Genomic DNA, 21990 nt, shown 5'->3' with positions numbered 1-21990 from the left:
GACATGGCGGGCATACAGGAGGGGTTGATGAAGCGGTTGGTCTTGGCGTGCGGCATTTCGACATTGGCACTGACGGCATCCGCCGCCGGCGCGCAGCAGATCGGTCCGGCCGCGACCGTACCGCCGCAGAGCAAGCAGCAGACCGCCGACACCCCCACCGATACCACCGTCGCCGAATCGAACAGCGCCGCACAGGCCGCGACCGGCGACATCATCGTCACCGCGACGCGTAACGAGACGCTCGCCTCGAAGACCCCGATCGCGCTGACCGCGATCACCGGCGATGCGTTGCTATCGGCGGGTATTACCAATCCCACGACCCTCGGCGAACAGGTGCCCAATCTGTCGATCGACCGTGGCAACGGATTGCAGATCACCATCCGCGGCGTGACCAGCACGGACGGCACCGAAAAAGGCGATCCGTCCGCCGCCTTCATGATCGACGGCATCTACATCGCCCGCCCGCAGACGCAGGAAGTCAGCTTCTTCGACGTCGCGCGGGTCGAGGTGCTGCGCGGTCCGCAAGGCACGCTGTTCGGCCGCAACACGACGGCGGGCCTGATCAACGTCATCACCAACCACCCCGTCGACCGGTTCGAAGCATCGCTCGACGCGGCATACGGCAATTACGACAGCCGCCTGCTCACCGGCATGATCAACGTGCCAGTGACCGGCGAGCTCGCCGTGCGCGCGGCGTTCAACTACGACCGACGCGACAGCTTCATCCAGGCGGGGCCGCGCGTCCGCTCCGACCTCGACCCGTTCCGCAACAACGTTTCGGGGCGCCTCTCGGCGGCGTGGAACAGCGGCCCTGCCAAGCTGCTCGTCGTCGCGGATTATTCGCATGTCGGCGGCCAGACGATCAACGGTGTACCCGCCGCTAACTTCTACCGGAATTTCAACACCAACGGCGTCGCGCCCATCTATGCTCCCGTGGCCGGCAAGGACGCGCAGCGCACACTAAACGTGCCCGTCACGACGCCGCTCGGTCGCGACAACGACATCTACGGGGTGCTCGCCGACTTCACCTATGATTTCGGCCCCGTCCAGCTCAACTATCTGGGATCGTATCGCAAGTTCGAACGGCGCGAGGATTTGACGCTGATCCCCGCGAGCGGCGCCACCGTCTATCCGGCCCGCGACGACGCCGCCTATCGCCAGAACAGCCAGGAACTTCGCCTGTCGGGCACGTTCGGCCCGCTCGCCGTGCAAATCGGTGGCTACTATTTCCATGAAACCGGCTTCCAGAACTATTACATTTTCGGCCTGCTAAACCCCACCGTCGGTGCGCCGGGCTACACCTTCGGTTTCCCGCAGCGCTACGTCCGGTCGGAATCGCTCGCCGGTTTCGGGCAGGCGACCCTCAGCCTGACCGATCGCCTGCGCCTGACCGGCGGCGCGCGCTATTCGCATGACAACAAGAAGCGCCTAGGCGCGACCGTGATCTGCCGCACCGTCGCCTGCGGCGCCGCCGGCGACAGCATCTCCGCCAACGATGCCGAGCGCAACTTCTCGAAGGTGACGTGGCGCGCGGGTCTCGACTACGATCTCAACACGCGCAGCCTGCTCTATGCGGTCGTCTCGACCGGTTACAAGGCGGGCGGCTTCAACGACGGGTGCGAGATCGGCACCGGTCCCGGCTGCACCGTGACCGCCAACGCGCTCTACTACAATCCCGAAACGATCACTTCGTACGAGGCGGGGTTGAAGACGCGTCTGGTCGGTAACGCGCTGCGCGTGAACCTGTCCGCCTTCCACTACGACTTCAAGGGTATCCAGCTCAGCCAGCTCTCGACGATCTGCGGCGGCCCGTGCCAGGTGACGACCAACGCCGGCAAGGCGAAGGTCGACGGCGTCGAGCTTGAAACCGTCGCCAATCCCGGCCCCCACACCCGCTTCGACGCCTCGGCGTCCTGGCTCAACGCGCGCTACACCGACTTCTTCCCGACCCCGACCGTCAGCTTCGCCGGCCGCAAGCTCGACCGGTCGCCCGAATGGACGGTAACCGCCGGCATCACGCAGACGATCCCGCTGGCGGGCGGTGGCGACATCCAGGCCGCGGCAAGGACGCGGCTCAGCGACAGCTATTATCTCGCTGCGCTCGGCACGCTCAACCAGTTCCGCCAGCCGAGCTTCACCAAGACGGATTTGACGCTGACCTACAACGCGCCGGCGAACCGCTGGTACGTCCAGGGGTTTGTCCGCAACGTCGAAAACAGCCTGGTGGTCTCCACCGCGGGATCGGGCACCTACGCCAGCGTACAGCTGCAGGACCCGCGCACCTACGGCGTGCGCACCGGCTTCCGCTTCTGACCGAGCCCGACTGGTGCCGCCCCGCTTCGCCGCGACGATCGCGATCGCCCTCTCGATCGCATCGCCGCTGCACGCGGGGCCGCGCTGCACTGCGCTTGCCGACCAAACAATCGCAGACGCCGGCAGCGTAACCGCGCAAGCGGCGGGCGGGGCCTGCCGGTTGGAAGGCGTGCTGCGCCCGGTGCCGGGCTCCCGAATTGGCTATCGCCTGTGGCTGCCGGAGGCGGAGCGCTGGACCGGACGGCTTCAGATGCTCGGCAACGGCGGCTATTCCTCCAACATGCCGCTTGCCGCAATGGCGGCCGCGCTTGCGCGTGGCAGCGCGGTGGTCGCGACCGACACCGGCCACACCGGCCACACCGGCGACGATCCCGCGTTCGCCCGCGACGCGCCACAAGCAATCGTCGACTGGGGCTGGCGCGCGGTGCATCTTACCGTAGTAGCGGCGAAGGCGCTGACGACCCGCTTCTACGGCCGGCCGCCGACCCACAGCTATTTCGCCGGCTGCTCGACCGGCGGCCACCAGGCGATGATGGAGGCGCAGCGCTTTCCCGCTGATTTCGACGGCATCGTCGCGGGCGCCCCGGGCGCGGACCGCGTGCGGCTCAATGCCGCCTTTCTGTGGCAATATCTCGCCAACCATCGTGCGGGCGACGACGCGACCCCAATCCTCGACGCCGCCGACCTGACGCTGCTGCATCGGCATGCGCTCGGCGTCTGTCGCAGCGCGGGCAATGCGGCGAACCGCTGGCTGGTCGCACCGCTGTCTTGCCAACCCGACCCGCAGGCTCTGCAATGCAAGCCCGGCGAAGCGTTCGACTGCCTGTCGCGGGAAAAGATCGCCGCAGCCTGCCGCCTGTACGCGGGCGCACGCGATCCCACGACCGGAAAGCAGCTCACCTTCCCCTACCTCCCTGGCAGCGAAACCGGCTGGAGCAACTATTGGGCCGATCCACGCCAACCCAATCAGCCTGCGCGGCTCGGGTTTTGGCGGTGGTGGGCATTCACACCTGACTGGACGTGGCGGAATGCCGACATCGGCACCACTATCACCCGCGCTCAGGAACGCCTGTCCTCGTTGATCGACGCCACCAATCCCGACCTCAGCGCCTTCCGAAATCGGGGGGGAAAGCTGCTGCAATACCACGGCCTCGCCGACCCAGTCGTGTCGCCGCTCGACACGCTGCACTATCGCGCGGCAGTCCGGCGACAACTCGGCTCCAATGGTCGTGTCCTCGCCGGTTGGTACCGGCTATTCTTGATCCCCGGCATGGGCCATTGCGGCGGTAGCCGCGCGCCCAAAGATCTAGAAACACCGATCGAAAGTTGGGTCGAAGACGGGAAACCGCCAAACCGTCTACCCAGGTGATGCGGGATCAAAGCAACCTTGACCCAGATCCAGACATTCGAAGGGTCGCAGTCGCTTCCGGAAAGCGGACCTTCGTTCATCTACAGGTAGACGAGACATGAGGCTCTGGTCCTATCAGGCCGCAGAGATCGGCAATCATCGGTAACTTGACACGTAACGTGTTACCGATATGGTCACTGTATGGCTGATTTCGTCGAAGCGCAGGGCAACGTGTTCCTGGCGCACCGCCTGCGTCGCGCTTCGGATCGTATCGTGGATCAGGTGGGTGGCATGCTCGCCGCGATGGGCCTTGACGTGCCACCTCGCGGGGCGTCGATGCTGCTCATGCTCGACGAGCATGGCTCTATCGGTGTCGTAGAGATTGCGCGCCGGTTGCGGCTCTCCCACCCGCTTATCGTCAGAATGGCGCAGCGATTCGAGGAACTCGGTCTCGTGTCGATTGAGGTCGACCCCGAGGACGCCCGCCGGCGTCGGCTCATCACCACCGAAAAGGCGCGCCGGGAAGCAGCGGCGATCCGTGCTTTCAACAAACGCCTCGCCGCCATGTTCGACGCCCTGTTCGCGGAGATCGAGTGCAACCTGCCGCTGGTTCTCGACCGGTTCGACGCGGCTCTCGACGCCGAACCCATCGCCAAGCGCCTTGCCGCGCTCCCCGCTTCCGAAGGAGATGATCGATGAGATGCGCAAGGTACCTGATCCTGACCGTGCTCCTCTGCTCGGCTGCGTCGGCGACCGCCCAGATGCCTTCGACGGCAGCGGTTCCGGCTTCTGCCAGCTTACTCAATCAAGCTGATCGCCAGGCGATCGTAACAGCCTTGGCTAGCGCGCTACGTGACAAATACGTGTTTCCCGATGTCGGAGAGAAGGCGGCGGTCGCGCTCGAAAGTCACTCAAGCGCAGGCACCTACGCATCGCTCGAGCGCGCCGCATTCGCCAAGCGCCTGACCGACGATCTGTCGGCCATCGCACACGACAAGCATATGCGGATTGTTTCGCTCGACGGGCCGCGGCGCGGGCCGACGGGATCGATGCCGCGCGGCGAAGCCGGGATCGTCCGCGCCGACCGGATCGCGGGCGGCATCGGCTATATCGAGGTGATCGGCTTCCCGCCGCTACCCGCGTTCAAACAGGCGATCGATCGGGCCATGACGGGGCTTGCCGGCAGCCGCGCGCTCATCATCGACGCGCGCCGCAACGGCGGCGGTGATCCGGCCTCGGTTGCCTATCTCGTCAGCTTTCTCACCGCGCCCGGCCGACCGATCAACACCATCGTCGTGCGCACACCTGGGACGCACGACTACACCCGCGACGCGTTTGCGAGCACGCCGACTCCGGTCAACTTCGCCGCTGTTCCGGTCTATGTCCTGACCAGCAGGGATACCTTCTCGGGCGGGGAGGAATTTGCCTACGACGTCCAGTCGCTTAAGCGCGGCACTTTGATCGGGGAGGTCACCGGCGGTGGTGCGAACCCGGTCGACATGACCGAGCTCGGCCATGGAATGGGCGCGCTTATCCCGTTCGGTCGGGCGGAGAACGCCGTGACCAAGACCAACTGGGAGGGACGCGGGGTGCAGCCCGACATCGCCGTGCCGTCCACGGATGCATTGCAGGTCGCACTCGGTAAGGCCGGTGGCTCGCAGGTCGCGACCATCGAGCAGGCCTCGGCCGAACGGGTCTTCACGCCGAGATCGACGCCACATCCCGGCTCGGAAGAGGCGTTGCGCTCAATTGTCGCGGGCTATGCCAGCGGCAGCCCGGACTATTCGATCCTCGCGCCCGAACCTGCAACGGAGGTGAGAGCCGCGTTGTCCGAGCGTCAAGCGCAGTTCGCCGCGCTCGGTCCCTTGCAGTCGATACGTTTCAACGGTCCGGGGCCGTTCGGTGGGGACGAGTATCAGCTGCACTTCTTGCACGGCGACGTGATGATGGCGCTGGTGCTCGGCCCGCAGGGCAAGGTCGCCATGCTTTCGACGCCGATGCCCATCCCTGCCCGATGAAGTGGGCGTTCATCCTGCTGCTGTTCGCGTACGTTTCGCTGAAGGCAGCACAGTTCGCGTTCGCCGGCCGGGCGTCAGGCTATCGGCGAGAGCCGATGAGCCTCCGGCGTCGGTTGAAGGCGGGTGAACCGGCTATCCTGATCGTGGCCGCGCTGGTCACGGTACCACCGGCGCTGGCCGCGACCTGGTACCGTACGCATAAGTTCACTGCGGTAATGCACCAATCCGTCGACTGCTATGGTTTGATCGCTTTATACCGTAGCGATCCCGAAGTGATGCGGTCCAATGGCGAACATGCCGTCTATAATGCTGACAGGGAGTATCGGGGGACAGCATTCGACGCCGGGAGGCAGCTCGGCCTGAGCACGGCGGCAGTGCAGAAGCGCCTCGATAGCTCGGCGTCTGCGTTAGCAAGAGAGAAGCCAAATGCTGGCGCGAAGATCCGGCGTAGTAGAATCGATACGGTGCAGCGTTGTCTCCACCCGCCCCGTGAGCCTGCAAACGAATGATGCGCGCCGCTTAACGCTTCGACCCATAATCAGCCGTTCGCAAGCCTATCGTGCCTTCACACTTTCGGTCATTCGTACATGCGCGATTTGCGCCAGATGACTAGTGTGGAGGCGACTGCTAACGGTCGAAACGGCTTGTTAGCGGTCGGCCGTCAGATCACCGTTCATACCAGCGATAACAGCCGTGGGTCGACCGGTTCGCTTTTCATCGCTAGCACGCCGAAAACGCATTGCTGCACGCGCGTGAACGGCGCTTGGTCGACAAGACAGTGCAGCGCTCCCCGCCCCAATTCGAACTCATTCAGCGCGAGCTTCGCTTGCACCGCAGCTCAGGCTTCTTAAGCCGCTCGCGATTCTCTTACTGGTCGCAATTGGTGCCGTAGATGATACGCAGGTACGCTGCTCTGCTTGCCATCCGGTCATTTGGATTGACGGCACCCTTTCGATCGTAGCTCAGCTTCGGGCGTCCGCTCGGCGATGAACGCAACCCGCCCCCCGGTTGACACTTAAGTCTACATATGTCGTAATATCATGATGAGCCGCCGTCGTCGACCATCACAGCAAATGATCCTCCTCCTGGGGTCTCTCGCCGCGCAAGCGGCAGATTGGCGGCACGGCTACGAATTGATGAAGGAGACCGGGCTGATGTCGGGCACACTCTATCCGCTGTTGATGCGGATGACCGACCAGGGGCTGGTTGAGGCAGAGTGGCGCGAGCCGGAGCAGCCCGGACGACCGCCGCGTCATGTCTATCGGCTCACGGCTAGCGGTCTAGCGCTGGCGCGCGATATGGCGACGAATTCTGCCGCTGTGGCGAAGCTGGCATGAGCAACCGGATTGCCCGCGGCGTGATGGCATTGGCGCTTGCCTCCTTCAGTGAGGACCGCCACGAGTGGACAGCCGCGATGGCCGCGGAATTCCACATCGCGACTGAGGCCGGACGAGGGCTAAGCTTCTCGATCGGCTGTCTCGCTGCGGGCTGGCGCGAAATGCCCATGAGGTGGGAGGGCCGTTTCAGGCTCACGAGTTACGCGGTCGCGCTCGGCCTCATCGTGCCTATGGCGGCGATGCAGATCATCGCGGCGCTGGTGGGGTATCACTACGTCCTGCCCAGTCCGGATCGTCTCGAAAGCACGTTGTTCACGAGCGCCTATCAAGGCGTCATTCCGGCGCTTGCGCTCGTTATGATCGTCCTTGCGGCGGGGCACCTTGCTATCGCCTGGCAGTTGCTCGAGCGCCGATGGCGGGCAGTGGCGCTGCTCTGGTCGCTCAACGCGGCAGCAACAATCACGTTGGTGCTGGTGGGTACTGTGCTGTTCGTTGACGTTACCGTCATTTGCCGGCCACTCATGGCGCTTGTGGCGGAACTCGCCCTCATTCCTGCACTAGCCTGGTGGCAAGGCCAGCTACCGCGGCCTCACGCGTGCGCCGAACAGCATTAGCGGTTGGCCACTGACTGGCGGGCATACTTAAATCTCAGTTCCTGGGAAGGAAGTTCTGATGGGCAGGATGCTTCTGCTCGGTGCGACGTGCGCCGGGCTAGCCTCGAGCATGGGCGTTTGGGCTCGGCCACCGGTCAACGGCTGCGCCACCCCCACCCGGCATGCTGGCGGGATCACCAATGTGCATACCCGCCATGTCGAAACAGAACTTCTCCCCGCCATCGTACGGGTAGGAACTCAACCGGCGACGCTGGCCGAGCGCATGCGCGCCTACAACGTCCCCGGCGTCAGCGTCGCCGTCATTCATCACGGGCAAATCTCCTGGGCGCGGGGTTGGGGCGTCCGTGACGTCGAGAGCTGTGCGCCGGTAACGCCTGACACCGTCTTTCAAGCCGCATCGATCAGCAAGGCGGTAACGGCCGTGCTCACACTCCGGCTTGCCGACCGCGGCGTCGTCTCGCTCGACCGGGACGTCAACCGCGAGCTTCGAACCTGGCGACTGCCATCCGATCCGAAGCTCGCGCCGACTGGCGTGACGTTGCGCCAACTGCTTAGCCATACGGCCGGTCTAAACCTGCAAGGCTTCCCCGGCTACGTGCCCGGCGCGCCGCTTCCGACCGAAGCGCAAATTTTAGCTGGCGAGCCACCAGCCAGTCATGAGCCGCTTCGCAGCATCCTACCCGCCGGTGCGCAGTGGCAATATTCAGGCGGCGGCTACGTGCTCATTCAGACCATCCTAAGCGACGCGGCTCGCCTACCCTTTGCCGCCTTGGCACAGCGAGAAGTGCTTCGCCCGCTCGGAATGAAACGGAGCGCCTTCGCGCAACCGCCTTCGCCCGAGATTCTGGCGAACGCCGCGCTGGGTCACGTCGACGGACGAATCATTCCAGGTGGCTATCATGTCTATCCTGAGCTCGGTCCGGCGGGACTTTGGACCACGGCAGGCGACTTGGCGCGTTTCCTGATTGATCAGCAGGAGGCGGTGGCGGGTCATACGGGACGCCGGCTCCGGCCCGGAACTGCACGCATGATGGTGTCGCCCGTCATGGGTGATTGGGGCCTGGGGCCATCGCTGTCTGGAAAGGCTCAGGGTCGCCGCTTCGGCCACGACGGTGTCAACGAAGGGTATCAATCCACCATGGTCGCCTATGTCGTGAAGGGCGAGGGCGTAGTCGTCCTTACTAACGGCGACAAGGGGAAGCGTCTCGCCGACGAGATCGTGCGGGCTGTGGCGACCGACTACGGGTGGAAGGAATTAGCCTCCGAACAACATGTCGAACGCCCTCTCTCACAAGACGAAATCGCCGCATTGGCCGGGCTGTACGAAGGCGACGGGATCTCCGTCTTCCTCGACGCGCGCGCTGATGGCCTGTTCGCACAGACCGGTGGGCCGCGTCCCGAGCGGCTGGTATCGGTCGGGGCCTCGCGCTTCCGCACTGACGCGAGCGGAATCCTAATCGAGTTCGCGCCCGACTACCGAAGCTTTCGCATCATCGAGGGTGGCCCGCTGCTCACCCTACAACGCGCCGCAGCCCTCGATCCCGCGCGGAGAGATGTCCCCCTTTATCTTCGCGGATCGATGAATGGGTGGTCTACCACCGCGCCATTCAATCACACGTCCGGGAACATCTGGACGATAGACCTCGAGCTCGCTCCAGGCGGATATCAGTTCAAGGTCGCATCGGACGACTGGCGTGCGGCTGATTACGGTACGAGCGATGGAGAGCCAGTGCGACCTGACGGGATGCCAATCTCGCTCGTCCCCCACGGTGGTAATATCCGTATAAGCGTAAGCGAACCGATGCGGCTTCGATTCTCGTGGCGATCGCGGGCCGACGGAAAAGCTGAGTTGCAGGTTAAGACCACTCGCCGGCGTTGATGCCGCCCATTTGCATCATCTGGACCGATTAGACCCAGAAGCGGTCATTCGTCGCCATCCGCCTACTCCCCATCTTCTGCCATTTGTTAATCTTCGATGCCGCGGTTGAAGAGTCTTCGACTGCGCTTCGGGGCGCACAACCGAAGAGGTTGCACTGGGGCCAGCTAAAGTGGGCGCCGATGTCGTCCAGCTAAAGAGCATGGCTTCGCTTTTGATGAAGCGGAAGTCGGGCGGAGTGCAACGACAGGCCGAACGACCGTATCGACGCTCCATCTGTAGCCGCACGCATCACGCGCCGCATCTAGAAGGTTGACGGAGCGTTATGCCACGATGCCGCACTTTTCTGCCACCATCCACCTCGCGGCGATCCTGTCACTGTCGCTGGCGGTAATCTGCGCCGTCACCATCGCGCTGGATGTGTGGCGCCATCCGCCGAAGATGGCCGTTATGGCGGTGGTGTGGCCACTAACCGCGCTCTTCGGGAGCGTGTTGTGGCTCGCAATCTACTACCGCTGGGGGCGCTCTACCCGGCAGGACAATGACGATCCGTTTGCCGTTTCCATCTTAAAAGGGGCCAGCCACTGCGGCGCTGGCTGCACGCTCGGCGACATCGTGGCGGAGGGGATCGCCCTTGCCCTGCCTTCGATAGCGTTATGGTTCGGCTACGGTACGCTGTTCAGTACGCGGATGTTCGCCCTGTGGATACCGGACTTCCTGCTGGCCTTCCTGTTCGGTATCGGATTCCAATATTGGAGTATCGTTCCGATGCGGCATCTCTCGCCGGGCGACGGCCTGAAGGCGGCCATCAAAGCTGACATATTGTCGATCAGTGCCTGGCAAGTGGGCATGTACGGCGGAATGGCGCTGATCCAGTTCCTGTGGTTCCAGCGGCAGTTCGGCGGCTTGGCCACAGCCGACCAGCCAGAATTCTGGTTCGCCATGCAGATCGCAATGCTGGCCGGCTTCTGTACAAGCTACCCGATGAATTGGCTGCTCGTGCGGACGGGCGTCAAGGAGGCGATGTAGCGGCAATTGCGCATTATAGGTCGTGCCTGACAGAGATCGAAAGGCCGCTGACAGCTGAGATATGGCGCGGCGGTTGACAGGCACTGGCGTGATCCCGAGGATAGCACGCCCGCCTACCGTGGCTTCAGAGCTGCCGCTTTGATCCAGTCGCCGGAGTTCCCCATGATCGTCATCATCGCGCTTGGCGTCTCGATCATCGTGGCGGCATTGCTGACGTTCAGCCCCTTCGCACGATCGGACGGCTGGCGCGCGACGGTGACCCCTCTGGCGTCGATCATCGGCTCGGGCTTTCTAATTTGCGGGCCGTTGCTAGCACGCGAATTCGGCGGCGCGGCCCTGCTTGCCATGGCGGCGCTGCTCGCGATTGCCTATGCCGCCGGATGGGTGATCCGCTTCAACATCCGCCATGTCGAGGATCATCTGGCGACCGCTCCATTCGCCGATCCGATCGCCTGGGCGGCGCGCATCACCCAGGGCGTGCTCGCCCTCGCCTATGCCGTGTCGGTCGCTTATTATCTGAAGCTGCTGGCGGAGTTTTCGCTGAAGCCGATCGCGGTCGATCCGGCCTGGCAACCGCTCATCGCCAATATCGTCGTCACTGTGCTGATCGCGGCAATGACCCTGCTCGCGCTCGGCGGCGATCTGCGCAAGGTCGAGCATGTCGCGCATGGTACGGTGTCGATCAAGATCGGCATCATCGCCGGTCTGCTGGTGACCCTTGGCATCGCCTGGGCGACGAGCGGCGCAGTCCAGCCGCTGCCGCCGGCGCGGGTGGGCTGGGCCAGCCTGCCGATACTGCTCGGACTGATCATCACGGTGCAGGGGTTCGAGACGTCGCGCTATCTTGGCCACGACTATCCCGCCGAGCTGCGGATCAGGACGATGCGCCATGCGCAATGGATCGCCTCTGCCATCTATCTGGCCTTCATCGCATTGCTGACACCCTTCTTGTCGCGCGCTGCGCAGACGGAGGGCGTCGCGGGCATTCTCGACATCATGGAGTTGATCGCCCCAGCGCTGGGTGTGTTTGTGCTCGCCGGCGCGGTATCGAGCCAGCTTAGCGCAGCCGTCGCCGATTCAATCGGCGCGGGCGGGCTGATCAACGAGGTGTCGCGACGCCGGGTGCCCGTGCCGCTGGCATTCGCACTCGCCGGCTTGCTGGCGATCGCCGTCGTCTGGCTGACCGATCCGTTCCAGGTGGTGGCGCTGTCGTCGCGCGCCTTCGCTCTGTTCTACGCGCTGCAATGCGCGCTGGCGTTCGCGGTGGCGCGGCGCAACGGCGTCGGCGACTGGCGCCACCGCTTCGGTTTCCTCGCGATCGGCCTGATCTGCCTGACCGCCGTCGCGGTCGGCGCGCCGGCCGAAAGCTGACCTCCTCCCGACAAGCTCGCAGGAAACACAGTCGCCGATGACCTCCCCCACCCTCCCCATCGACCAGCACGCGGCCTCCGAGCAGCTCGGCCGCCTCGCGCTTTATCGCTGGTGGCGCAGGTCGGTGGTCGGTCGCGTCGATCACGAAGCGGTGCTGGCACGCGTTGTCGAGGAGAGCGGCTGGACCGCGCGCTTCGCCTTCATGACGATGATGTCGGCCGGCATTGCCGAACTCGGCCTTCTGCTGTCGTCGCCGGCGGTCGTCATCGGCGCGATGCTGATCTCGCCGCTGATGAACCCCATCCTCGGCTTCGGCTTCAGCCTCGCGCTGTTCGATTTCCGCGAACTCCGGCGGTCGCTCAAGGCGCTGGCGCTGGGCTCTGCCCTCGCGATCGCCTTTACCGCGCTGCTCGTCCTCGCCTCGCCGCTGCAGGCGCCGACCGCCGAGATCGTCGCGCGCACGCGTCCCAATCTGTTCGACCTGGCCGTCGCGCTGTTCGCCGCGCTGGCCGGCACGTTCGCGATCATCCGGGGGCGCGGTGACACCATCGTCGGCGTCGCAATCGCGACCGCGCTGATGCCGCCGCTCGCGGTAGTAGGATACGGCCTCGCCACGCGCAACGCGCCGGTCGGCATGGGCGCTTTCGCATTGTTCGTGACCAACTTCATCACCATCGCGCTGTCGGCGACGGTCATGGCGCGCTTCTACGGCTTCGGCCATCATTTGTCCCGTCGCCAGGGTTGGATGCAGACCGTGGTGCTGGTGCTGGTCTTCGTCGGCATGGCGATCCCGCTCGGCATCTCGCTCAACCGGATCGGCCGCGAGGCGCTGGCGACGTCGCAGACCCGCTCTTTGCTGTCGGACCGATTCGGCGCCGACGCGCGCGTGACCCAGCTCGACATCGACTTCACCGCAGAGCCGATCGTCGTGCGCGCGGTTGTCATCACCCCGCGCCGCTCGATGCAGAAGACCAGCGCGATCCAGGCGGCGCTGGCGCAGGCGCTCGATCGGCCGGTGCGGCTCAATCTCGACCAGATCCTGCTCGGCGCGGGAGCCGATGCGCTCGCTGCGCAGCGCGAGGAGCTGCGCCAGGCCGGCGAAGCTACCAATACCGCCGCGCAGCGGGTTACCGATCTGGCGAACGGTATCGCGCTGATCACCGGCATCACGCCCGACGCCGTGACGATCGACCGCGACCATCATCGTGCGGTGGCGGCGGCCGCCCCGCTGCCCGGGGCGAGCGTCGCGACCTATCGCGCGCTCGAACGGCGCGCGGCCGAGCAAAGCGACGACTGGGACGTCGCGATCGTCCCGCCGCAGGGCCCCTTGCCAACGATCGCCTTCGCCGGCGGCGCCGACACGCTCGACGCGGTGGCGAGCGATGCCGTCGCCACCTCGGCGTGGGCGGCGCATCGCTGGAACGTCTCGGCGCTCACCGTGCCGGGGCTGCCCGCCGGCGCACCGCCTGCCGCGCCCAGTCTCAGTCAGCGGCGCGCCTTGGCCATCGCTGGTCTGTTGCGGCAGCAGGGCATTGCGCCACAGCCCGCCCCCGCCGCGGGCCGTCAATTCGCGCTGACGCCGGTGGCGGGGGGCGGCCGATGAGCGGCGACATCGGCCTGACCGAACTCGGTACGCTACTGGTCGTCGCCTCGCTGGTGGCGATGGTCTCGCGGCGGATCGGGCTGCCCTATACGGCCGGTCTAGTGCTTGCCGGCATCGGCCTCGCCTATCTGCCGGTCGGTGCCGAGCTGCCGCTGTCGCGAGAGCTGATCTTCAACGTCTTCCTGCCGCCGCTGATCTTCGAGGCGGCGATGCAGCTCCGCTGGTCGCGCTTCCGAAGGGAAATGCCGCTGACCTTGGTGCTCGCCTTCGTCGGCGTCGCGATCAGCGGTGCCGTGGTCGCGGGCGGCATGCACCTGCTGCTCGGCTGGAGCATGCTCGGCGCCGCCTTCTTCGGGGTGCTGATCGCGGCGACCGATCCGGTCTCGGTGATCGCCGCCTTCAAGGAGATGAAGGCCGAACCGCGGCTCAGCATGGTGGTCGAATCCGAAAGCCTGCTCAACGATGGTGTCGCGGCGGTCGGCTTCGCGATTCTCGTCGGCATCGCCAACGGCGAGGCGCTGACCGCATCGGGCGCGTCGCTCGCGCTGCTGTGGACGGTCGCCGGCGGGCTTGTGATCGGGGCTGCGATCGGCTTCGTGGTGCTGACCATCGCGGGTCGGACGGCGGATCATCTGGTCGAGGTGACGCTGACCACAGTCGTCGCCTGGGGATCGTTCCTGCTCGCCGAACATGTCCATGCGTCGGGCGTGTTCGCCGCGCTCGCGGCAGGCCTTATCGTCGGCAATGTCGGGCCCCGCGGCTCGATCTCGGTAGCCGGCCGGCAGCATGTGCAGGATTTCTGGACCTATGCCGCCTTTCTCGCCAATTCCTGCTTGTTCCTGCTGATCGGCAGCCATGAGGCGCATCAGCCGATCGCGTTGGTATCGCTGCCGCTGGTCGTCGCGATCGTCCTGACGCTGATCGGCCGCGCGGCCGCCGTCTATCCGTTGGTGCTGCCGTTCGCGCGATCGGGGCTGCGACTACCCGCGACTTATCAGCACGTGCTGGTCTGGGGCGGCCTCAGGGGCGCGGTAGGATTGGCGCTCGCCCTGGCGGTACCCGCCAGCATCGCGGAGCGCGGGCAGATCGTCGTCATCACCTTCGGCGTCGTCGCCTTCTCGATTTTTGCACAGGGGCTCACGATGCCGCGCCTGCTCCGACGCTGGCAATTGACCGGATCGGACGAGGCGGAACACTAACGCGCCGCTGCTGCGGAACTCCGCGCCGTCGCCAGGGCTTGGAAAGGCCGAAAGGGGAGCGGCGATGACGCGATGGCAGTGGCTGATCCGCCTGCTCACGCGCAGGATGTGGTTCAGGGCCGCGCTGATGTGCGGGTTCGGCGGGGCGCTGGCCCTTGCCGGTGCATTGGTGGGTCACACTATTTCCTATCATTTTGCCGCGACGGTTGGATCCAAGTCGGTCGACAGCATCCTCACCATGCTCGCCTCGAGCATGCTGGCGGTCACGACCTTCTCGCTGACCGCGATGGTATCGGCCTATTCGGGGGCGACCAGCACGATCACGCCGCGCGCGGTCCAGCTGCTGATCGACGACAGCACCGCGCAGAATGCGCTCGCCACCTTCCTCGGCAGTTTCTTGTTCGCGATCGTAGGCATCGTCGCGCTGTCGACCGGCCTTTATGGCGACACCGGCCGTGTCATCCTGTTCTTCGGCACGATCCTCGTCATCCTGTTCATCGTCGTAACGCTGCTGCGCTGGATCGAGCATATTGCCCGGTTCGGTCGCGTGTCCGACACGATCGACCGGGTCGAGCGCGCAGCGCTGGCAGCGGTGGAGACGATCGCCGTACCGCTGGCGCTGGATGGCGAACCGCCCGCGGTCGAGCAGAGCGGCAGGACGGCCGTGCCGGCGCCGACGATGGCGCGGGTCACCCACATGGACATCGCGCTGCTAGGGCGGATCGCCGAGGCGATGGACACCGACATCTATGTGCTTGCCCTCCCCGGCAGACTGGTCGAACCCGGCCGGCCGATGGCGCTGATCGACGGCACCGTCGATGAGGCGGCGGTGGAAGAGGTGCAGCAGGCCTTCACGCTGGCGCACCAGCGCGCCTTCGATCACGATCCGCGCTTCGGCTTGGTGGTACTGTCGGAGATCGCGTCGCGGGCGCTGTCACCTGCGGTCAACGACCCCGGCACCGCCATTGCGGTGATCGAAGCCGGCAGCCGGGTGATGCTGCGGCTGCTCGACTATCGGCCGCAGCATATCACGCCCCTACCCGCCAGGGTTCATGTTCCACCGATACCGCTGGCCGCATTGCTCAACGACTGGTGCAGGCCCATCACGCGCGACGGCGCCGCGATCGTCGAAGTCAGCGTCCGCCTGCAGAAGGCGCTTGGAGCGCTAGCGCGACACGCGCCGGCAGCGCGACAGGTCATCGCGGACGAAGCCTCCGATGCGGTCGATCGGGCACGCGCCGCGCTGACCAGCGACGCAGACCGGGAGCTGGTCGAGCGGACGAATCGCGATGCCTTCGCAAACTGACGCGGGCGATAGCGTCAGCTCTTCGGCAGGGCATACGCCAGCGTGTAGTCGCCGTAACGCGTCCCCAACGCGCCGTGGCCGCCTGCGGTGATGACGACATATTGCCGCCCGTCGCGCCCGCGATAGGTCATCGGTGTCGCCTGTGCGCCGGCGGGCAGCCGCGCCTTCCACACCACTTCGCCCGTATTGAGGTCGAAGGCGCGCAGATACTGATCGGTCGTGGCGCCGATGAAGGCCAGGCCGCCTGCGGTGACGATCGAGCCGCCGAGATTGGGCACGCCCGTCTTCACCGGCACGCCGAGATGCGACCCGAACAGGCCGGTGTCGCGCGCCGTCCCCAGCACCTTGCGCCACAGCACCTTGCGCGTGCCGAGGTCGACGGCGGTCAGATGACCCCAGGCTGGCGCGACGCAGGGCGCGCCGAAGATGCCGACCCAGGCCTTCACCACCGCGACATAGGGCGTGTTGTACTGGGTCTGAAGTTGCGCCTGCATGGCGTTCTCGCCGCCCTGCTTCCGCTTCATCAGCGGCGCCACGCGCGGGTCGTCGCGACGCATCAACCACAGCTTGAACGGCATTTCCATCGTGTTGACGGTCATCACGCCGCGCACCGGGTCGACCGCCGCGCCACCCCAGTCGGTGACGCCGTCGAAGGCCGGATGGCCGATGATCGGCTTCAGCCCCATCGGCTGGTAGATGCCGGCACCCTGCGCGCGACGGATGTCGATCCGGCAGAAGAGCTGGTCGATCGGCGTCGCGCCCCAGGTGGCGACTTCGGTCGGTGCCGGCGGGGTGAAGCTGGGCATGCCGGTCGAGAAGGGCTGGGTCGGTGAGACCCGGACGCCCGGGGTGGCACCATCGGTGCGCACCGGCCGTTCGGTGATCGGGGCGAGCGGTGCGCCCGTCAGGCGGTTGAGGAAGAAGACCTGCCCCATCTTCGTGGTCTGGATCAGTGCCGGAATCACCTGACCGTCGGGGGCGCGATAGTCGAACAGCGACGGACCGATGGGCAGGTCCATGTCCCACATGTCGCGGTGGACCAGCTGCCGCGTCCACCGCAGCTTGCCGGTCGCGATGTCGAGCGCGACGATCGACGAGCCGAAGCGGTCGTCGAACGGCCGGCGATACCCGATCCAATAATCGGGCGAGGCGTTGCCCGTGCCGAGATAGACGAGGCCGTTGGCCGCGTCGGCGGTGATCGCGCCCCAGACATTGGGCGTGCCGCGCGTATAGGTCTGTCCCTCCGGCAACGGCACGATCGCGTCCTGCGAGCGGCCGACGTCCCAGGCCCAGACCGGTGCACCCGAAACCGGATCATAGGCGCGCACGACGCCGGAGGGGATATCGCGATTGACGTTGTCGATGATCCGTTCGCCGATGATCAGCCGGTTGTTGACGACGACCGGCGGCGTGGTGCCGATCTGATCCGACGGCTTCGACGTCCCCATGTTGGTGCGCAGATCGATCGCCCCGCCGTTCGCGAAGCTCGGGCATGGCCGACCCGTCTCGGCGTCGAGCGCCACCAGCCGCGCGTTGAACGTCGGCGCGAAGATGCGGTGCGGGCACGGCGTCCCCGCCGGCGCCTCGAAATAGGTGACGCCGCGGCAGACCAGATAATTGTTGCCGGCGATCGGCGCATCCTCGTGCCAGCTCCACTTGGTCCTGCCCGTGGTCGCGTCGATCGCCTGGACGAAGGAGTGCGGCGTACAGGTGAAGAGCGTGTCGCCGATATGGATCGGCGTCGCCTCGGAATGATATTCCCGCTTGTGCTCCTGCGTCTCGGCCGCCATCGGCAGGTCGCCCGTGCGCTGGGTCCAGGCGAGTTGCAACCGTCCGACATTCTGCGGGGTGATATCGGCGAGCGCCGAATAGCGCCGGCCCGACAACGTGCCGCCATAATCGCGCCAGTCGCCATCCGCTTCCCCGGTTGGAGCGGCGGGCAATGGCGCGGTGCCGGCTGCACCCTGCGCCTCCACGCCCCGGCCATGGAGCAGCACGCCGCCGGTCCCGAGCGCCAGCAGCACCGTCGCCGCGACGGGTATCGCCCGGGCATGCGACCGCCACGACCGGGACCGCCATCCGGTCAGCAGCACCAGCGCCAGCAGCACCGTCGGCGCGAGCAGACGCGGGACGAGTTGCAGTCCGTCCAGCCCCACTTCCCACACAGCCCAAACCAGCGTGCCGAACCAGATCGCGACAAACAACCACCGCCCCAGCCGGGGCACACGGCCAAGCAATGCGCCGCTGACGATCAGCGCGATGCCTGCGATCAAATAATAAGGCGATCCGCCAAGCGAGGCGAGAACGCCGCCGGCGACAGCGAAAAAGCCACCGAGAATGGCCACGCACCATGCGAGCACCAGCCTGTAGAGCCGCGCCATCGCCATTCCTTTTGCCTGTTTCGCCCCCAACGTCTGGAACCGGCAGAAGTCTCAGAAGGATGTTGCTTCCCCGGCTAACGAGACGGAATCCTGGTCTCTCGAACGCGCATGCCGGCGTTCGGACGCCGGGCATGCATTTCCCAAGCCAGCAGCGTCGGCAAACGGCCGCGGCCTCCAAGCCGAGAAAAGGCGGTTGCACCTGAACCCGGACCTTCTCTAGTAAGCGCGACTAATCGCAAGGACCCGGTGAAATCCCGGGTGGCTATTCCGGCCGCCGATCCGCCGGACAACATCACACATGCAACCCGACCGCGCTGCCCCGCCGCGCCATGTGCCCTGATGTGGATCCCTGATGACATTCGATCTCGCTTCCTACCGCCGCCAGTGGTTCACTGACGGCACCGCCGCCCGCCGCGACGTGCTCGCAGGCATCGTCGTCGCGCTTGCCCTCATCCCCGAGGCGATCGGCTTCTCGATCATCGCCGGCGTTGACCCGCGCGTGGGCCTCTACGCGTCGGTGGCCATCGCGCTGACGATCTCGCTGCTCGGCGGCCGTCCCGGCATGATTTCCGCGGCGACTGCGGCGGTCGCCGTCGTGGTGATCCCGCTCGTCCGCGAGCACGGCGTCGAATACCTCTTCGCCGCCACCATCCTGATGGGGCTCATCCAGGTCGTGGCCGGTATGCTGAGGCTCGACCTCGTCATGCAGTTCGTCTCTCGCTCGGTCATCACCGGCTTCGTCAACGCGCTCGCCATCCTGATTTTCATGGCGCAGCTGCCGCAGCTGACCAACGTGGGATGGGATACCTATGCGATGGTCGCTGCCGGCCTCGTCATCATCTACGGTCTGCCGCGCGTCACCACGGCTTTGCCGTCGCCGCTGGTGGCCATCCTCGTCCTGAGCGCAATCAGCATCGGCATGGGACTTAGCGTCCATACGGTCGGCGACATGGGCAAGCTGCCCGAAGGGCTGCCCAGCATCGCCCTCCCGAATGTGCCGCTGACGCTCGATACGCTGCGGATCATCATGCCCTATTCGCTGACGATGGCGGCGGTCGGCCTGCTCGAATCGCTGCTCACCGCGCAGATCGTCGACGACATGACGGATACCGATAGCGACAAGCGGGTCGAGTGCGCCGGGCAGGGCGGAGCGAACATGGTCGCCGCCCTCTTCGGCGGCATGGGCGGCTGCGCGATGATCGGCCAGTCGGTCATTAACGTCACTTCTGGCGGCCGCGACCGCCTGTCGACCTTCGTCGCGGGCGGCTTCCTGCTGTTCCTGCTGGCGGTGCTTGGCCCCTATGTCGGGCGCGTGCCGATGCCGGCGCTCGTCGCCGTCATGATCATGGTGTCGATCGGCACCTTCAGCTGGGACTCGATCGCCAACCTGCGTCGTCATCCGCCGACGTCGTCGGTCGTCATGCTGACGACGGTCGTTGTCGTCGTCGCGACGCGCGATCTGTCACTCGGCGTCCTCGCCGGTGTTCTGCTGTCCGGCATCTTCTTCGCGGGCAAGGTGCGGCGGATGTTCTCCGTCGAGCGCCGGGAAACCGCCGACGGCGCCGAGGCGACCTATCGCATCGCCGGAGAGATCTTCTTCGCTTCGGTCGACCGGTTTACCCGCGCGTTCCGGGCGGAGGGACCGACGCGACGCGTGGTGATCGATGTGACCCACGCGCACTTCTGGGATATTTCCGGCGTCGCCGCGCTGGACAAGATCGTCGTCCGCCTGCGCCGCGACGGACGTGACGTCGAGGTGATCGGTTACAACCAGGCCAGCGCCGATCTCGTCGACCGCTTCGCGTTGCACGACAAGACCGGCGTCGAGTTGGGATTGGCACCACATTGACCCATACACGGCCGTTCAGCCTGCGATCTCCAATCCCAAAAAGCGGTCATCCATTCATGTTTGCAAAGCGAACCCGCTGCCCCCCCCCCCCCCGATCGCGGCGCCAAAAGGCGCACTTGGGGACTTTCCTGCCGATCGCCTACGGCGTGTCAAACAGCGCCTCTTGTCAAAATCGGACGTTATTACTCTGCTAATCTACACTTCGTCCACCGCGAGCGGTTCGGCTAGGCGATCGACTATTCGGCCCCCGACGACTTCCATTCTGCCTCCATCCGCTCGTCATATTCGGCGACGGTGAGCCGGAACCGCTCGCGCGGCGTCTGCCCCTCCGCTTTCAACCGTTGGAGGTTCATGATGCAGCCGAACAGGAAGGCGTCGAGCACACGGTCAACCGCCCGCATCGCATTAGCGTAGCGCGGTACTGGCTCCCCCCGCCCGATGATGTATTCTATCGCCCCACGCATCTTGCGCGCGCGGTCGATCGAATTGGGATGGGTCGCGCTCATCTCCCCGGCGCTCACCTCGAACACCTCGAAACACGCCTCAAGAAGCGCGATGCTCTTCAGGAAGATATACGGCGCGAGCGCGTTCATCAGCCCCGGTACTTCGAGCCGCTTGAGCGTCTCGATCGTGACTAGCGCGCCGACGATGTCTGCCTGGAATTCATCGTCCTGCGCATAGACGAGGAAATCGCCATGGCCCTCGACCGGCCGCTCCTGCGTCGCCGGGGCCTCAACATGGCCGAGGTGGAGATGGGCCAGCTCATGCGCGAGCGGGAAAAAATTAAGCGCCATCGTCAATTGCTGCGCGTAATTATAGGCGGCCGGTGACGGCGGCCATGGTTTGCTCGCTCTGGGCGTCCCTCTGAGCACCGCGGATGCGAACAGGTCAACCGCCCTGCGCTGGATCTCCTCACTCTGCGCGTTCGCCATCAACCCGATCATATCGAGCTGGTCGCCCACCATCGCATTCTCGCGCGCGAAGCACTCGGCAAGCAGCTTGCCGATCCCGTTGCAGAACACCAGGAGGTCCGGGTCGACGAAAATATGATAGTAGGTCGGATCCCAGCTGTTTGCCGCGCACAAGGCATTGACCTGGCCGGTCGCCAATGACCAGACGAGCAACTGCCTGTCGCCGGTCGACATGGTCGCGTTGCGCATTGTCGTGGTCAGATCCTCGACCAGATCGCTCGACGAGCGCCGCGCTTCGGGCTCGTCGAACTCCGACACTTTGCCGCCAACCGGCCGGTCGAGGGCCGCCGCTGCGACGGCCGGGTCCATCCCACCCTCAACAGCGGCCCGCATCAGGCGATCGCGATAGGCCGGATCCATCGCCTCGCCATGATTCTGCCGCGCCAGCTTGCCGAGCAGATACTCCGCGTTGCGCGCCTGCATCGAATGCGCCCAGTCGAGCGTACCCTGATCGATTGAGCTGAGGTCGGTCGTATCGGTCATGCGGCAAATCTAGGATGCGGCCTAAACCGGCGCAATCTACCGCCCGGACAAAATGGACGGCAGACCCATCGGCCTCATGACAGCCTCCTCATTCAGCCGCGTCGAACCCATGCGGCGTCTCGGACGCGATCGCCGGCACCAGATCTTGCAGGAACCGCGTTGCCGGTCCCGCCACGACATCCTCTTCCGGCGATCGTGCCGTGCCCCGGTGCATACCGACCAGCATCGCGAGTAGCGGCCAGTCGATCAGAAGGGCGCGACACTCCATTCTTGCCCATCCAACCGCGTCGCT

General features: G+C 65.6%; 18 protein-coding genes and 1 other annotated feature. Of the genes, 15 read left to right on the top strand and 3 right to left on the bottom strand.

From position 1 onward, the window contains the following. The first annotated feature begins 27 nt into the window (after window positions 1-27). The 6 genes from ACU5AX_RS13140 to ACU5AX_RS13115 all read left to right on the top strand — a co-directional run bounded on the left by ACU5AX_RS13140 (window position 28) and on the right by ACU5AX_RS13115 (window position 6188). A complete protein-coding gene (locus ACU5AX_RS13140; RefSeq protein WP_446691286.1) occupies window positions 28-2313 on the top strand; it encodes a TonB-dependent receptor in 2286 nt (761 codons plus the stop codon). Window positions 2314-2473: 160 nt separating this feature from the next. Beyond that, window positions 2474-3682 carry a tannase/feruloyl esterase family alpha/beta hydrolase gene (locus ACU5AX_RS13135; protein WP_512701448.1) on the top strand — a complete coding sequence of 403 codons (1209 nt, stop codon included), beginning with the start codon at window positions 2474-2476 and terminating at the stop codon, window positions 3680-3682. A gap of 180 nt (window positions 3683-3862) precedes the next feature. Beyond that, on the top strand, window positions 3863-4360 hold the full coding sequence (locus ACU5AX_RS13130) for a MarR family winged helix-turn-helix transcriptional regulator (protein ID WP_446691285.1): 498 nt from the start codon (window positions 3863-3865) through the stop codon (window positions 4358-4360). Further along, entirely contained in the window at window positions 4350-4475 is a 126-nt protein-coding gene (locus ACU5AX_RS13125; RefSeq protein WP_446691340.1) for a hypothetical protein, read from the top strand. The genes ACU5AX_RS13130 and ACU5AX_RS13125 overlap by 11 nt, the downstream gene beginning before the upstream one ends. Continuing rightward, window positions 4423-5679, top strand: a complete 1257-nt coding sequence (locus ACU5AX_RS13120) for a S41 family peptidase (RefSeq protein ID WP_446691337.1) — start codon at window positions 4423-4425, stop codon at window positions 5677-5679. The genes ACU5AX_RS13125 and ACU5AX_RS13120 overlap by 53 nt, the downstream gene beginning before the upstream one ends. Then, window positions 5676-6188, top strand: a complete 513-nt coding sequence (locus ACU5AX_RS13115) for a hypothetical protein (RefSeq protein ID WP_446691284.1) — start codon at window positions 5676-5678, stop codon at window positions 6186-6188. Before ACU5AX_RS13120 ends, ACU5AX_RS13115 begins: the two co-directional genes overlap by 4 nt. Window positions 6189-6352: 164 nt before the next feature. On the opposite strand, the gene ACU5AX_RS13110 is transcribed toward ACU5AX_RS13115, so the two are convergent. After that, on the bottom strand, window positions 6353-6511 hold the full coding sequence (locus ACU5AX_RS13110; RefSeq protein ID WP_446691283.1) for a hypothetical protein: 159 nt from the start codon (window positions 6509-6511) through the stop codon (window positions 6353-6355). A 241-nt stretch (window positions 6512-6752) separates the two neighbouring features. Here ACU5AX_RS13110 and ACU5AX_RS13105 point away from each other — a divergent pair, with 241 nt between their 5' ends. The 8 genes from ACU5AX_RS13105 (at window position 6753) to ACU5AX_RS13070 (ending at window position 16014) form a co-directional block, all read left to right on the top strand. After that, on the top strand, window positions 6753-7016 hold the full coding sequence (locus ACU5AX_RS13105; protein WP_446691282.1) for a PadR family transcriptional regulator: 264 nt from the start codon (window positions 6753-6755) through the stop codon (window positions 7014-7016). Further along, window positions 7013-7630 carry a hypothetical protein gene (locus ACU5AX_RS13100; protein ID WP_446691281.1) on the top strand — a complete coding sequence of 206 codons (618 nt, stop codon included), beginning with the start codon at window positions 7013-7015 and terminating at the stop codon, window positions 7628-7630. The genes ACU5AX_RS13105 and ACU5AX_RS13100 overlap by 4 nt, the downstream gene beginning before the upstream one ends. Window positions 7631-7688: 58 nt before the next feature. After that, window positions 7689-9509, top strand: a complete 1821-nt coding sequence (locus ACU5AX_RS13095) for a serine hydrolase (protein ID WP_446691280.1) — start codon at window positions 7689-7691, stop codon at window positions 9507-9509. Between the two features lie 330 nt (window positions 9510-9839). Then, the gene (locus ACU5AX_RS13090) at window positions 9840-10535 is read left to right on the top strand and encodes a DUF4396 domain-containing protein (protein WP_446691279.1); all 696 of its coding nucleotides are present in this window, start codon (window positions 9840-9842) and stop codon (window positions 10533-10535) included. A gap of 162 nt (window positions 10536-10697) precedes the next feature. After that, window positions 10698-11906 (top strand): Aq_097 family APC-type transporter, encoded by a 1209-nt coding sequence (locus ACU5AX_RS13085; RefSeq protein WP_446691278.1) that lies wholly within the window; start codon window positions 10698-10700, stop codon window positions 11904-11906. Between the two features lie 37 nt (window positions 11907-11943). Further along, window positions 11944-13509, top strand: coding sequence for a DUF389 domain-containing protein (locus ACU5AX_RS13080; RefSeq protein ID WP_446691277.1), 1566 nt, complete (start codon window positions 11944-11946; stop codon window positions 13507-13509). After that, on the top strand, window positions 13506-14708 hold the full coding sequence (locus tag ACU5AX_RS13075) for a cation:proton antiporter (RefSeq protein ID WP_446691276.1): 1203 nt from the start codon (window positions 13506-13508) through the stop codon (window positions 14706-14708). Before ACU5AX_RS13080 ends, ACU5AX_RS13075 begins: the two co-directional genes overlap by 4 nt. 64 nt (window positions 14709-14772) lie before the next feature. Continuing rightward, a complete protein-coding gene (locus ACU5AX_RS13070) occupies window positions 14773-16014 on the top strand; it encodes a DUF2254 domain-containing protein (protein ID WP_446691275.1) in 1242 nt (413 codons plus the stop codon). Between the two features lie 14 nt (window positions 16015-16028). On the opposite strand, the gene ACU5AX_RS13065 is transcribed toward ACU5AX_RS13070, so the two are convergent. Next, a complete protein-coding gene (locus ACU5AX_RS13065) occupies window positions 16029-18395 on the bottom strand; it encodes a membrane-bound PQQ-dependent dehydrogenase, glucose/quinate/shikimate family (protein ID WP_446691274.1) in 2367 nt (788 codons plus the stop codon). A 236-nt stretch (window positions 18396-18631) separates the two neighbouring features. Beyond that, window positions 18632-18687: a sequence feature (sul1 is cis-regulatory element that is thought to sense ions involved in sulfur or methionine metabolism; They are found in Alphaproteobacteria), on the top strand. Window positions 18688-18747: 60 nt separating this feature from the next. On the opposite strand from ACU5AX_RS13065, the gene ACU5AX_RS13060 reads away from it, so the two are divergent. Continuing rightward, window positions 18748-20244, top strand: coding sequence for a SulP family inorganic anion transporter (locus ACU5AX_RS13060; protein WP_446691273.1), 1497 nt, complete (start codon window positions 18748-18750; stop codon window positions 20242-20244). Window positions 20245-20480: 236 nt separating this feature from the next. Here ACU5AX_RS13060 and ACU5AX_RS13055 read toward each other — a convergent pair whose 3' ends face one another. Beyond that, window positions 20481-21698: a hypothetical protein gene (locus ACU5AX_RS13055; protein WP_446691272.1), complete on the bottom strand. Its 1218-nt coding sequence runs from the start codon at window positions 21696-21698 to the stop codon at window positions 20481-20483. Between the last annotated feature and the right edge of the window lie 292 nt (window positions 21699-21990).

It is taken from the genome of Sphingomonas benefaciens (assembly GCF_052907485.1).
Note: the sequence above shows the minus strand (reverse complement) of the source record. Positions and strands in the feature narration are given on the sequence as shown.